The organism is Deltaproteobacteria bacterium, from assembly GCA_016874775.1.
GTDB lineage: Bacteria > Desulfobacterota > Binatia > Bin18 > Bin18 > VGTJ01.
Map to the genome: position 1 here is coordinate 1 of VGTJ01000034.1, position 12,652 is coordinate 12,652.

14 protein-coding genes are annotated in these 12,652 nt (G+C 52.7%); 8 read left to right on the forward strand and 6 right to left on the reverse strand.

Annotation, left to right across the window (positions count from 1 at the left end):
• The first annotated feature begins 299 nt into the window (after positions 1-299).
• Both FJ147_08000 and FJ147_08005 read left to right on the forward strand, forming a co-directional pair.
• A complete protein-coding gene (locus FJ147_08000; protein MBM4255825.1) occupies positions 300-710 on the forward strand; it encodes a hypothetical protein in 411 nt (136 codons plus the stop codon).
• Positions 711-716: 6 nt separating this feature from the next.
• Entirely contained in the window at positions 717-1,145 is a 429-nt protein-coding gene (locus FJ147_08005; protein MBM4255826.1) for an HNH endonuclease, read from the forward strand.
• 32 nt (positions 1,146-1,177) lie between these two features.
• On the opposite strand, the gene FJ147_08010 is transcribed toward FJ147_08005, so the two are convergent.
• Complete coding sequence (locus tag FJ147_08010; protein ID MBM4255827.1) at positions 1,178-1,594, reverse strand: VOC family protein; 417 nt, start codon at positions 1,592-1,594, stop codon at positions 1,178-1,180.
• A 120-nt stretch (positions 1,595-1,714) separates the two neighbouring features.
• On the opposite strand from FJ147_08010, the gene FJ147_08015 reads away from it, so the two are divergent.
• Positions 1,715-3,715, forward strand: a complete 2,001-nt coding sequence (locus FJ147_08015) for a hypothetical protein (GenBank protein ID MBM4255828.1) — start codon at positions 1,715-1,717, stop codon at positions 3,713-3,715.
• Between the two features lie 43 nt (positions 3,716-3,758).
• Entirely contained in the window at positions 3,759-4,727 is a 969-nt protein-coding gene (locus tag FJ147_08020; protein ID MBM4255829.1) for a hypothetical protein, read from the forward strand.
• A gap of 20 nt (positions 4,728-4,747) precedes the next feature.
• Here the strand turns inward: FJ147_08020 and FJ147_08025 are convergent, their stop codons facing one another.
• From FJ147_08025 to FJ147_08035, 3 genes are read right to left on the reverse strand one after another with little or no spacing between them, the layout of a single operon-like run.
• Positions 4,748-5,770, reverse strand: a complete 1,023-nt coding sequence (locus FJ147_08025; GenBank protein MBM4255830.1) for an LLM class flavin-dependent oxidoreductase — start codon at positions 5,768-5,770, stop codon at positions 4,748-4,750.
• Between the two features lie 11 nt (positions 5,771-5,781).
• Entirely contained in the window at positions 5,782-6,585 is an 804-nt protein-coding gene (locus tag FJ147_08030; protein MBM4255831.1) for an EF2563 family selenium-dependent molybdenum hydroxylase system protein, read from the reverse strand.
• Positions 6,586-6,589: 4 nt separating this feature from the next.
• Complete coding sequence (locus FJ147_08035) at positions 6,590-7,201, reverse strand: hypothetical protein (protein MBM4255832.1); 612 nt, start codon at positions 7,199-7,201, stop codon at positions 6,590-6,592.
• A 118-nt stretch (positions 7,202-7,319) separates the two neighbouring features.
• Here FJ147_08035 and FJ147_08040 point away from each other — a divergent pair, with 118 nt between their 5' ends.
• Positions 7,320-8,213, forward strand: a complete 894-nt coding sequence (locus FJ147_08040; protein MBM4255833.1) for an NAD(P)-dependent oxidoreductase — start codon at positions 7,320-7,322, stop codon at positions 8,211-8,213.
• Positions 8,214-8,236: 23 nt separating this feature from the next.
• On the opposite strand, the gene FJ147_08045 is transcribed toward FJ147_08040, so the two are convergent.
• The gene (locus FJ147_08045; GenBank protein ID MBM4255834.1) at positions 8,237-8,503 is read right to left on the reverse strand and encodes a hypothetical protein; all 267 of its coding nucleotides are present in this window, start codon (positions 8,501-8,503) and stop codon (positions 8,237-8,239) included.
• 158 nt (positions 8,504-8,661) lie between these two features.
• On the opposite strand from FJ147_08045, the gene FJ147_08050 reads away from it, so the two are divergent.
• Positions 8,662-9,660: a diiron oxygenase gene (locus FJ147_08050; GenBank protein ID MBM4255835.1), complete on the forward strand. Its 999-nt coding sequence runs from the start codon at positions 8,662-8,664 to the stop codon at positions 9,658-9,660.
• Positions 9,661-9,703: 43 nt separating this feature from the next.
• Here FJ147_08050 and FJ147_08055 read toward each other — a convergent pair whose 3' ends face one another.
• Positions 9,704-11,116 carry an MATE family efflux transporter gene (locus FJ147_08055; protein ID MBM4255836.1) on the reverse strand — a complete coding sequence of 471 codons (1,413 nt, stop codon included), beginning with the start codon at positions 11,114-11,116 and terminating at the stop codon, positions 9,704-9,706.
• Between the two features lie 168 nt (positions 11,117-11,284).
• Between FJ147_08055 and FJ147_08060 the strand changes: the two genes are divergently transcribed.
• Together FJ147_08060 and FJ147_08065 are read left to right on the forward strand one after the other, a co-directional pair.
• Positions 11,285-11,848: a nuclear transport factor 2 family protein gene (locus tag FJ147_08060; GenBank protein MBM4255837.1), complete on the forward strand. Its 564-nt coding sequence runs from the start codon at positions 11,285-11,287 to the stop codon at positions 11,846-11,848.
• An 18-nt stretch (positions 11,849-11,866) separates the two neighbouring features.
• Positions 11,867-12,646, forward strand: coding sequence for a hypothetical protein (locus FJ147_08065; GenBank protein MBM4255838.1), 780 nt, complete (start codon positions 11,867-11,869; stop codon positions 12,644-12,646).
• Positions 12,647-12,652 lie beyond the last annotated feature (6 nt).

The following is a 12,652-nucleotide window of genomic DNA, read 5'->3' on the forward strand; positions in this document are numbered from 1 at the left end:
GTCGCCCGCGTTCATCCAGCTCTTCGACCAGACTTCGATACTTAGACCGAAGCCAGCACACAATGGTCTCGTCTCTCATCCCTGCTCTTGTGCAGAGGCTCTCCACTCCGGTCAATCACTATTGCGGTAAGTTGTTTCCTGCCACCGCCTTACCGTGTCGCTGAATACTCCGTGTGGGAACCAGATCTTCGCGAAGAGTTCTCGATGAAAAGAGATCTACTCCTCTCCCTGTCAAATACGTTCCATCGTGCTATACTCTGTCAAAAGAATAAACAGTTAGTGATTTTTTGGAGTGTGTGATGGCGTCTCAAGTAATTACCTTCGAACTTCCTGACGACTTGTACCGGACCGTCAATAAGTTGGCCCAGGCTACCAAGCGGCCACTGACCGACATCCTTCAAGAAAGCTTGGCCCACACCCTCCCGCCTCTTGAGGACGTGTCTGCCGATGAAGCTGATGTTCTCGCCCATCTGTCAGCTCTGGATGATGCTGCTCTGTGGCAAGCAAGCAAACGCACCCTGCCTGAACAACAGCAGGAGGAATTACACAGTCTTCTTGACCTCCAGAATGCTAGCGAAATAACGCCTGACGGTGCCGCTCGTCTTCAGGAACTTATGCGTGAATATGGGCGTTCGCTCGTCCGCCAATCGCACGCCTGGTTACTGCTTGCGCGACGTGGCTACCAGGTTCCTATCCAACAGCAAGAGTAGTTTCTCGTGGCGCGTCCGTATATTCCCGATAGCGGACGCGAAAAAATAACAGCAGACGCTCAGCCTCGTTGTGGCTACTGTCTCACGTCTCAACTCATTACGGGCATGCCGATACACCTCGAGCACATTCTTCCCCTTGCTGCTGGCGGCCAGTCTGATGAAGAAAATCTTTGGCTCGCATGCCCTCTCTGCAATGGCGATAAGGGAATCCAAACGCAATTTCCTGATCCCGAGACAGGAGAAGTCGTTGCCTTATTTGACCCCCGTCAGCAAATCAGGAGCGAGCATTTTCGTTGGAATGAGAATGGAGTAGAGATTCTCGGTATCACTTCGTGTGGTCGAGCGACTGTTGTAGCTCTCAAGCTGAATAACGAGAGTATTATCCGCACTCGGCGACGATGGGTGTTAGCTGGATGGCACCCCCCTACAAGCTAGGGGCGACCATCTATGAGTCATCTTCCTTGCCCTTACGCGGCGTCGGCAACTGCCAACGCGATTTCTTGCCCATACGACAACTCAAGCGTATGCCCGTCGGGGTCAGCCAACAGCGCTGAATACCCGACGGGGTAGCCAGCTTCGCGTGACTCTAAACGCAGGAACCCTTCAGAGCGCGCTTGATCACAAAGATCATCAACATCAGTGCGGCTTGCGCAGGCAACGCCGAGATGTGCGAGCGGCAATAGTGGGCTATCGACCTTGCGAGTTCGCACCAGCACGATAGCAAACGGTCTGGTGCGGTCACTAATCCAGGCGACATCTGACCCGGAGATGCGGTCTGTCCGACGATGGACGACTTGCATACGCGCGTACTGTGCGTAAAAAGCGATGCTTGCATCAACGTCTCGGACGGGTAAGGCGACGTGGGTGAGCCCAAGGTCAAACATGACACTCTCCTCTGATTTGTACTACACTGCCCCCAAAGGTGGCCCGGTCTGAGTATCGGGAGAAAGCGCAGAGACTTTAGCCAACAAATCCGATTCCCAAGGAAGGGAGATAATCGTATCGTGTCAGCAAAATTTTCACTCGCAGTAGGGTTTTTCTTTTTCCTCTTCCTGTTTGTTGTTCCTCTCACGCTCCAGGCGCAAGTCCAAGGAGTCCTCGAAAATCCGCGGTCATCCTCGTATCAGAGTGGCATCGGGGTGATTTCGGGATGGGTCTGTAATGCCAAGCAAATCGACATTGAGTTTGATGGTGTCAGGCTGCAAGCGAGCTACGGTACCGGGCGGGCCGATACTCGTTCTGTTTGTAACGACGACAATAACGGCTTTGGTCTCTTGGTGAATTGGAACCTGCTCGGAAATGGTACCCATACCGTACGAGCCTTGGCTGATGGTCAGGAGTTTGGCGTAGCGACTGTTACGGTGACCACTCTTGGTGTGGAATGCCTCACTGGGGCACAAGGAGAATTCCGCTTAGATAACTTTCCCCAGTCTGGACAGCCGAGTGTCGTGATTTGGCAGCAAAGTCAGCAAAATTTTGTCCTCAAGGGTGAGTCAGGAAGTAGTGGCGGTAGCGCTGGTGGTGACAAACGCATACTCGAAAACCCTGCGCCTGGTTCTTTTCACAGCGGCATTGGTGTGGTCTCTGGGTGGGCATGTGAGGCGCAGCGCATAGACCTTGAGTTCAATGGTATACGCCTCCAAGCTGCATACGGCACTGGTCGTGAGGATACACGCCAGGTCTGTGGAGATACGAACAACGGGTTTGGCCTGCTGGTCAACTGGAATCTCCTCGGCGACGGAGTACACACGGTCCGCGCGTTGGCAGACGGTCAAGAATTCGCCAATGCGAAGGTTGTCGTCAAAACCCTGGGGCAGGAATTTCTTCGGGGAATAGGGAAAAGCCAGCGGCTCCTGAATTTTCCGCGGACAGGGATGGATGCCACCATCGCTTGGGAACAGAGTATCCAGAATTTTGTGATTGCCCGTACTGACACGGCCAGCGCGGCACTCACTGCCATCGACACTGCTGGAGACAGTGCGACAAAAGCTTTCAACGCACAAAGCACGGCGGTCTGTCCTTTCCGAGACCAAGAGTCGTTCAACTGGGCCACTGGAGATACCCATGGCACGAACTACTGCAGCAGCGGCAGCGAAGGAGTGTTTAGCCAGGCAGAACGGATCGAGTGCCGTCAAGCAGCGGACATCAGGATCGCTGATCCCAATGATGCTGAGTCCGGCGCGCAGATGCTGAAAGATTTTGCGCAGCAGGCGACAAAAATTAAGCAGTTTCTCACCCCGCAACCAGGGCTCCGCTACGTGACGGTCTGGCTTGGACATAATGACATTTGCGCCGGTACCATTGAGAAGGTCCGGTCTAGTTGCCCACGAGGGGAAGACCAAGATCCCAACAATCATTGCCGCACGACGCCAGCCGCATTTGAGCGTGAGTTTCGCAAAGGGCTTGATATCCTGATCTCGCTTCCTGATTTGAAGGTTGGTGTGGCAGCGCTGATTCGCGTGTCGCAGTTATGCAACCACGGATCAAAAGACTCGTGCGTCTTCGGTGTTGGTGCGCCTTCATGTAAGGATGTGTGGGAAACTGCAGCAGGAGGAGGGCCCGTCATTGGTTTTGACCACGGCATTTGTGGGTCATTGACGTCGTCCTGTTCAGAGCGACGGATTCTCGATGCGTATACGACGGCCAAGGTATACCGCGATATTCTTGCCACCGTCACCGCTGAGTATGCTGCGCTTGCGGAAGGAGAACGATCACAACAAGTAACAGTCGGTGGACAAATCGTTGGTGGTGCCACTAAGGGGCGAGGAGTACGGCTCGACTTTAGTGATGCTCCCTGGATCTATAAATTCAAGAGCAATCAGGTCTCCTGTTGTGACTGTTACCATCCGTCCTTCAGGGGCCAGGACACTGCTGCACGTATTCTGTATGACGGGTTCACTTGTGGTGATTCTGATACGTGCTGTGGAGAAAGTGCTGATCCGCTGGTCAATGCTCAGTGCAAAGAGGAAGATAAGAGTGGTAAATTTCATCCGGGGCTGTTTTAAACTGTAATAACCCCTAGGGCAGAATGGGGTACACACGCGACATATGACTCAACTATTCTGGCGTCTCGTCTCCTCTATCCTTTCTTGCCTGCAGAGATGCAGTGCGGTGGTGGTGGCCCTGCTCTGTCCCGCGGTGTTAAGTGCTGATCCTATAAAAGTGGCGACATTCAATCTCCTGCATGGTGGGGTTTTTTCCGGCGTAACGGGTGACGATCAAAACCTTGAACATCGCCTGGAGATGGTGGTAGCAGAATTTCAGAAACACCACCTCGACATCATTGGCATTCAGGAAGCGTCAAGCAGCCGGAGGCGAGGGAACACTGCTGCACGCCTTGCTGCAGCCTTGGGATTTCACTATGTGTATGCGCCAGCGAGCTTCCGTATTTTTCGCAACGAGTACGTGGATACCTTTGTTTCTTGGTTGATGAACTTCGACGAAGGGCCCGCTATTATTAGCCGATTTCCTATCACGGCTTGGGAAACCCATGATCTACCGCGTTGTGGTCGCTTGACTGATCCACGCGTGTTGTTAGCGGCAACCGTACGTACACCGCAGGGACCAGTGCTGGTTGCGTCGACCCATACTTCGGGTGATCCGTGCCAACATCAGCATGTTGTCGAAATACTCCGTCGCATGCGTGGGAACGTACCAGCCCTTGTGATGGGTGACTTCAACGCGTCGGAACATTCTCCAGCGATGGCGATGTTCACACGGGAACATGGATTCATCGACGCCTATCGTATGCGAAACCGGAACCTTCCTGGGGCTACGTGTTACCAACGCCCATTTGCCGCAACCCAGACCGCCTCTCGCCGCATAGACTATCTGTTTGTGATTTCAGAAAAAGCAGCCACTGAACAGATACACACGAGCAAGGTGTTTTTAGATGCTCCCCGGCAGCTTCCGAATGGTCAGACGTTGTGGCCATCGGACCACTATGGCGTATTTGCCGAGGTCAGTATCTTCTCACAGGGCACAATACGCGAAGTCGGAAACACGGCAGGACAATAAGAGTGCCGAGCGCTGGAATCCTAGCGAAAATGAGGCATGACCTTGGTTGCGAAGAGTTCCAGGTGCTCATTCATCTTCTTCGCCGGATACCCTGGCGGTAGCGTCCACGTGTAGTAGCGTTGAATCGGCACTTCGGCGACGTAGTCTTTAATCATTTTTACGGCTGCTTCCGGCGTGACGATGTTGAGAATGCCGCTGGCTTTGAGCGCGGCGTCATCTGGCATATGGGGAAATAACGATTGCCCGGCTTTGGTGAGCCACTCATTATAGACATTGATCTGATAGCGCACATGCGGCGCAATCTCGTGCCAGCTTTTTTCTGGATCATTCGCGACGATTAACCAAAAGTGACCACCGGCGAGCTTGGGGTTCGAGGTATCTTTGCCTAGTGCTCGCAATTCTTGCAAATAGGCTTGATACGGCGCTTTCATATCGCCGGTCCCAATATAGCCATCTCCGTAACGTGCCGCTCGTTTCACTGCTGCGCCAGCGAAACCTCCGACCCACAATGGTGGACGTGGTTTTTGTACGGGCTCAGGCGTGAGCTTGGTGTTCTCGATTTGAAAGTACTTGCCCTTGAATGTGACTGTCTCACCTTCCCACAGACGACGGATGATTTCTAAGCCTTCATTTGCACGACCGCCTCGCTGCTCACGCGGAATCCCAAGACCGCTAAACTCTTCAACACGATACCCCACACCAACGCCGAGTTCGAACCGTCCGCCAGAGAGAATATCAATCGTTGCACAATCTTCGGCAATGCGGACTGGATTGTACAGCGGCAACAGCAGTACACCTGTCCCAATACGCATTTTCTTGGTCTTCACGGCAATCGCTGCAGCCTGCGGCAACGGTGAAGGCGCATGGCCATCGTCGGCAAAGTGATGCTCCGTGAGCCACACGTCATCGTAGCCAATCCCTTCTGCCCACACAATTTGTTCGAGAATGTCGTTGTAGATATCTTGATACGAACGCCGCCACTGTGGCGGGTTACGAAACGCATACCACAAACCAAAGCGCAGTTTGGGATTGCTTTGTGTCATGGGAATCTCCTTTAACGTCGACGAATCGCTTCGAGGACACCCTCGGCAATTTTGCGCGGTCGTTCTGCGATACCAGTCGTAAACTCGGCTTGTCCGCGGGGATCAACTGCAGCCACCTTCGTTCCTTGTTTCACTTCAATGCCATCTTTGGTGATGCCGCGAATAATCCCATCGACCTGAGCCCGTAACTCATGGTTCTCAACCTGGCCGAGAAGGTCGCCGGCATGTACGGTGGTGCCGATTTCCAGTTGCGTATGAAAGGTGCCAGCAACAGGGGCATAGGCATATCGTTCTCGTTTATACCCGGCAATGGAGATTGGCTCGCCAGTGTACGGCTCTGTGCGCCCCTCCGTGATGACTTGCCCAAGGGTAGGGCCGCGACTGGTTTCGATAACAACATGGACGGTCTGACCCGCGACAAGACCTGGCCCCAACCCAATGGTGAACGGAGCTTGGGCAATCTGTGTCTCTGGAATGTCGCGTTTACGCATGCGTGCATCAATGACGATAGGAGGAGAAAATTCACGCAGGACATCTTCCAGGGAGCCCACAAACACGGGAACGACTTTTTTCCAGATGAGTAAAGCTCTGAGGGCTGCGAGCGATTCAACCCGCTCTGCACGTACGCCTTCTAACTCTGCTTCACCGTCGAAGACGGCAGCCGCAAAGGCCATGCGTCGCCTCGTGGTTGATGGCGTCTCGCTCTCGACGATCACTGGAATATAGTCATGGCCAAACAAGAGATGGGCGACGGCAGAGCCAACATCTCCGCCCCCTTTGATGACAACAAGCGTGCCAGAAATCTCGTGCGACATTGCCTCACTCTGAGTGTGTTGGATTGCGAGAAAGGCCTTCCAGATGCTTTTGGAGTTTTGGCAGAAACACTTGGAGATTAGAAATGGCTACTACCCGCCAGACTCCTTCAGGGGTCCTTTGCAGGGTGACGTTGATCGGCTGATCGTGTTTTGTCTCGAATGTCAAACGAGCGGTATCTCCCTCTCGCTGTGCCAGCCACCAGGCAGCGACCGGTGCGATGGCAGGGATGTCAGGAGGTGGGCGATCAGGATCTTTCACGGCTTGTTCGACAAACAACGAGAGCCCTGCTTTTGTGACTTCTCTGGCTTCTCCAGTCAGTAACTTGAACAGCCCTTTCCGCATCAATTTGCCAAGAAAACCTCCCAATGAAATTTCTTTACCGTCGTTGCCGGAACTACCAAGTTCATCGAGCGTGTAGTCTAATACCTTATCTACGTCAACATACCGAGAAAGCAACTCGTAATCGTGGGTCTCCAGCGCGTGCTTGATGCGGTACACTGAATATCCAGGACTGGAACGCCAGAGAAAAAAACTCCCTACGCCTATGATTGCAACGACCGCCAGACCAATCGCAGTGCGTAACCAACGAGGCGAAACCTTGACCGTATCAGTCATGGGGCCACATCATACACTACGAAGATGAATTTAGGGATGAGGGGGAGCCACGTACGTTCTTGACAATACTGTTCCTCAAAAGAAACAATCCGCGCACGTTTGCTGAAGTGAGGACTCCATGCACCCAGTTGCGATTCTGTACCCAGGCGATATGGGACACAATGTCGGGCGAGTATTGTTAGAAGATGGATGTACAGTTGTTACGACGTTGGTTGGACGAAGTGAGCGGACACGTCGTCTGACCACCGATGCGGCAATTACCATGTTGCCGTCAATGGAGGCAGTCGTAGCGGAAGCCGCTATCGTCCTCTCCATTATTCCACCCACTGCTGCAAAGTCGGTGGCTGCGGACTTTGTTACTGCGGTGCGTGAAACCGGCCATCGCCCATTGTTTGTTGATGCGAACGCGATTTCGCCAATGACCGCACAGGAGGTTGGCGACATGATCGCGTCTAGCGGCGCACCGTATCTTGATGCGTGCATTATCGGTCCAGCGAGTAATGTTCGTGGTCGGTGTACGTTCTATATCAGTGGTTCGGAAGCCGCGACGTTTGAAACACAGCTAGGAAAATCACTTCGTACCCATATTCTTGGCGATCGGATCGGTCAGGCGTCGGCCTTTAAGATGACATTTTCTGGTCTCAATAAAGGACTCGCCGCGCTCCTCTACGAATTGACAGCTGCTGGCGCGGAGTTCGGGTTTCTTGATGAGTTGCTGCACCGCTACAAGGCCTTATTACCCGGCGTCATGGAAGCACTGGAATGGCTAGTGCCATCGTATCCTATGCATGCTGCACGACGGGCTGACGAAATGGCAGAACTCGCAGAAACCCTTGAACATTTTGGGTTCTCGTCGGTCATGGCACGCGGTACGCAGGACACACTTGCTGCCGTTGGTCGGCTGCGCTTAACCGAGCGTTTCCCTACGCGTGGCGAACATGGCTGGACCATGCGCGAGGTGCTCGATACTCTCGCCCAAGAGGCAGCGTTGAAGAAACCACAATCGTCTTAGGAGAGATCCAGCGACCTGGACGTCTATTCCCCGCCTACTGCTGGCGGAGGGGAAAACGATTGCCGTTCGTTATGGTTATTGATTGATTCCATTGTTTGATCGACTTGCTGCTGCTTCATCATTTCCAGCGTTTGTTGCGCTTGGGTATCTAACTCCCTTTGGACCTCATGACTCTGATCGAAGGCATTGATATCTGGAGCCGGTTCTTTATTTGGTCGGTCACAACCGACGGACACACTAGATAGCACGTAGAGTAAAGCGGGAATAACCTGAAGAAATGCTCTTTTCATACACACCTCACGCGCGGTACTCTCACGAATGTTAACTCAGGAGTCAATCCATAAAAAGTTGTGGTATTGTGTTACAGACTGAGTTTGACTTGACAACAAAATAACGGTTGGATAGTGGTAACTGTCGTCTAGCAATTCGAATATCCGAGGAGCTTTTCATGCCCACTTTGTCGCCGAATAGTCACACAATTTCCGCTTCAGTCGACGCCGTGTTCACGCAAGACGTTGCCGTGCAAGAGCCTGATATGCGCAGCCTGTACGAGAAAGCTAAGCGTGACCAGTGGAACGCTTCTGTTGACATCGAGTGGTCCCGTGAGGTGAATCCAGATGCTGGTATTCTTCCTGACGGCCTAGTAGATATCTACGGTACAAAGTACTGGAACAAAATGACGCCAAAAGAGCAGGTTGAGATGAACCGGCATTTCTCGGCTTGGCGTATCAGTCAACTCATGTATGGTGAAGAATTTGCCATGCTTGTGTGTAGCCAAATAGTCAATTCGGTTCCAACCATCGACGCGAAATTCTTTATGTCGACACAAGTGGTCGATGAAGCGCGTCACTCTGAAGTCTTGACTCGCTACTTGCTTGATAAAGTCCGTGTCACCTATCCACTTACGTCGAGTCTGCGCAACCTATTCGATCGTATTTTGTCGATGCCCCAGTGGTATCTGAAAACCGTCGGTACGCAGCTTGTCGCTGAGACACTCGCTGTTTCGCTCTTCCGTATGTTGGAACAGCATAGCCAGGATCCGCTGATTAGCCAAATTTGTCGGCGTATTCTATCGGATGAGTCTCGCCACATGGGTTTTGGTATGTTGAGTCTTCCTGAACAAATCGCCGAGTTGTCTGAAAAAGAGCGAGTCGAGGTTGAAGATTTTGCTTGTGATGCCGCGGCTGGGCTTTTAGGCGGGCAATTTCCGAGAGAAGCCTATGAAGCTGTTGGTTTCAGCAAGGCAGAAGTCGAAGATATTCGCACGCTCCGTCATGAAGTTGCCAAAAAGAACGAATACGAATTCTTCCGCAAGTTCTTTAAGAAAGACTTCCATGCGGCTTTGTGGGGCAACATGACCCGAGTCGGTTTGCTCAATGAGCGGACGACGGCCCGATTGGCTACGCTCGGCATTCGTGCTCCAGAGCCGGTGCAGAGCGCAGCGTAGGGCGCAGTGGGTAAGAATGAAGAGTGAAGAATTGAGTGAAGAGTTACGAGTGAACGACCGGCAGCTCTTCACTCTTCACCTGTAGTGCTTCACTCTTTTTGCCGCTTTCCGCGGTGAAAATATCGATCTCCAGCCATTTCCCGCGCGCGAACCGTCGCCACAACGCAAGACCCAGTAGAACGGTATAAATCGTTCCGGCGAGCCAGGGACCGAGCGACTCCAGATTGGTGTATGCGACCGCGCTTAAGCTCAGCGGAGCAAAGACCGTCGCCAACAGTACCACGGTAATCCATGCAACGCCGTGCGTGTCTCCGGCACCACGTAATGCTCCAGCAAAGGCCACGTTCATTGCGTCGAAAAACTGAAAGAATGCGACACAGAGAAAGATCGCGCTTCCGGCGCGAATAACTTCTTGGTCGCTGGTAAACACCGACAGCAGCGCACTCGGAAACAGAAAATACAACAATCCGACGAACGTCATGTAAGTCATCGCCAAGAAGAGACCTTCGTAGACCCGCTGGATGGCTACGTCTGGTTTCTGTTCGCCGATGTACTTTCCTACCAGTGCGGTTAATGCTTGGCCCAAGCCAATTCCCGGCAAGAAGGCGATGGTCGTGTACTGAATTGCAATGTTGCTTGCGGCCAACTGTTCCCGACCAAAGCGTCCGACCATAAGAATAATCAAGACACCCCAGCTCAACACATCGAGTGCCTGCTGTGCACCGGCAGGCCAACCAATCCGCACCAATTGACGAAAGCGGGGCCAGGACAAGCGCCACGTACTACGGGTAGAAAACTCCGTGTGACATCCAGTCGAGAGAAATGCGCCCAGCAAGATAGCGAACTGGAAAACAAATGACAGGACGAACGCCCAAGCTGCGCCAATAAAGCCAAGCGCGGGAAACCCAAACTTGCCGAATACCAACACATAGCACAGCACCACATTAGCGATGTTGTCAACGATCATTGCAACTAATGGTACCGCAGGCCGGTGCAAGCCGTAAAAGAAGCCATTGAGCGCACCAATCGCGACTCCAAGCCCAATCCCCCATAGCCGAACCTGAAAATACGCGACTTCGAGTGCAACAATTTCAGGGTCGTGGCCAAATTGAGCGAAGAACAGTGGTGCAACCGGCCAAAGCACGAAACAGCCCACCCCAACGATAAGGCTCAAGTACAGGCCCTGCCAGGTATATGCTGATCCCTCTTGTGAGTTGCGTCGACCAAGGGATTGGGCGGTAAACGTACTCACACACTGCGCAATGCCGAGCGGCAGCGCTGTCGTCGTGTAAGCGATGACTCCTGCTGGCATACCCGCGGCCATCTCGTTGGTGCCAAGAAGAGCAATAATCCAAGTATCAATAAAGCTCGCAATCGTCGCCGAAGCCATCGATGCGATCATCGGTAGCGCGAGACGAAGAATTTCGCGAAGCCCCGTACGCGAGGGGAATTGCATAACGATATCCTGCCAAAAGGGGACACATTGTAGCGGGCGTTCGCTACGACTGAGAAACTTTACGTCTGCGGTGTCACTTCACTTGACAACGCCTCACTACCAGTTGAGAATCGCCGTAGCGCTGTCAACTACCGCCCGGGACAACTAACTATAGAGGAGAATACCGGAATGGCAACCCAGAGACAGGTCAAAAAGGTAAAAATGATTCGGAAAGCCACTCCCGCGAAACGCCCGGCCATGCGACGTACAAGTGTGGCTCCTACTGGCAAATCGCCCGCGGCGAAATTAACTGCGACGGCTGAAGATTATGAAGGGGTTCGGCAAGTACTGAGTCGCTACTGTTTTGCGCTTGACAGTAGCAACTTGGAGGAACTGAGTTCGCTGTTCCATCGACAGGCCGATTTTTCTGTGTCATTTGAGAACGGCCAAAAGCATAACGGACGAGAGACCATCCATTCCTGGTATCAGCGATTCTTTGAACAACGCCCGCGTGAATTTCACTACATGCGGCATAAACTTTTTGAACCCTGCATAACGGTAAACAAGAATACGGCAACGTCCTCAACGTATTTTGACTCGGAGGCAAAGGACGCGCAGGGGCAAGTTCAGATAATCACTGGCCGTTATGACGACGCACTGATCAAGGAAGGCGGACAGTGGCTTTTTAAAGAACGAACGATCACCATCATGTACTACTACTCGCCAGGAACTGGGAAGGAAGGTATGCGTTAATGGAGGAGGAAGATTTCGATGGCAACATATATTAGTGTTGAAGAAGCTCGGAAGCTCTCAGGGTTGCGCGTAGTATTGTCTCCAGGTGTCCCCGGTCCTTGGAGCGAAGCAGCAAAAGGCATTCTCTATGTGAAGAAGATTCCGTACGTGCGTGTGCGTCAGGATATTGGCGGTGAAAATCGCGCCCTCGTCGAGTGGACCGCGCAAGCGACGGCGCCCGTCTTTGCGTGGGACGATGAACCGCCACGCTCGACATGGATTCAACAGTTATATCTGGCCGAACGCTTGCAACCGAATCCTCTGCTCATTCCCACAAATATTGAAGATCGGTCATTGATGTTCGGTTATTGTAACGAACTGTGTGGAGAGCATGGTTTCGGTTGGTCGAAGCGCCTGATGTTAGTCCATCCCACGTTATCGAACCCGAATGTTGACGAGAAAAGTCGTGCATTTTCCCAGTATATTGGCGATAAGTACGGCTACAATGCACCAGAAGCCGCAAGCGCAGCCGCGCGGTGTGCCGCGATCATCGGCTTCCTGGTCACGCGACTGGAACAACAGCGCACAAAGGGAAGTTCATTCTATATTGGCAATCAGTTGTCAGCGTTGGATATCTATTCAGCGACATTTACCGCGCTTATTCAACCTTTGCCCCATGAGCAGTGTCCGATGCCAGCGCCGTTTCGCACGCTGTACACCAATACTGATCCGCTTATTCAAGCGGCTGCCAAACCGATTTTATTTGAGCATCGCGACTTCATTTATCGCGAGTATCTGCAATTGCCGATTGATTTGTAGCCGGTC

Excerpts from the sequence above, each read along its gene's own strand:
- FJ147_08025 (MBM4255830.1), bottom strand. The coding sequence starts at position 5,770 with ATGACACAAAGCAATCCCAAACTGCGCTTTGGTTTGTGGTATGCGTTT.
- FJ147_08060 (MBM4255837.1), top strand. The coding sequence starts at position 11,285 with ATGGCAACCCAGAGACAGGTCAAAAAGGTAAAAATGATTCGGAAAGCC.
- FJ147_08035 (MBM4255832.1), bottom strand. The coding sequence starts at position 7,201 with ATGACTGATACGGTCAAGGTTTCGCCTCGTTGGTTACGCACTGCGATT.
- FJ147_08055 (MBM4255836.1), bottom strand. The coding sequence starts at position 11,116 with ATGCAATTCCCCTCGCGTACGGGGCTTCGCGAAATTCTTCGTCTCGCG.
- FJ147_08045 (MBM4255834.1), bottom strand. The coding sequence starts at position 8,503 with ATGAAAAGAGCATTTCTTCAGGTTATTCCCGCTTTACTCTACGTGCTA.
- FJ147_08050 (MBM4255835.1), top strand. The coding sequence starts at position 8,662 with ATGCCCACTTTGTCGCCGAATAGTCACACAATTTCCGCTTCAGTCGAC.
- FJ147_08065 (MBM4255838.1), top strand. The coding sequence starts at position 11,867 with ATGGCAACATATATTAGTGTTGAAGAAGCTCGGAAGCTCTCAGGGTTG.
- FJ147_08040 (MBM4255833.1), top strand. The coding sequence starts at position 7,320 with ATGCACCCAGTTGCGATTCTGTACCCAGGCGATATGGGACACAATGTC.
- FJ147_08030 (MBM4255831.1), bottom strand. The coding sequence starts at position 6,585 with ATGTCGCACGAGATTTCTGGCACGCTTGTTGTCATCAAAGGGGGCGGA.
- FJ147_08020 (MBM4255829.1), top strand. The coding sequence starts at position 3,759 with ATGACTCAACTATTCTGGCGTCTCGTCTCCTCTATCCTTTCTTGCCTG.
- FJ147_08010 (MBM4255827.1), bottom strand. The coding sequence starts at position 1,594 with ATGTTTGACCTTGGGCTCACCCACGTCGCCTTACCCGTCCGAGACGTT.
- FJ147_08000 (MBM4255825.1), top strand. The coding sequence starts at position 300 with ATGGCGTCTCAAGTAATTACCTTCGAACTTCCTGACGACTTGTACCGG.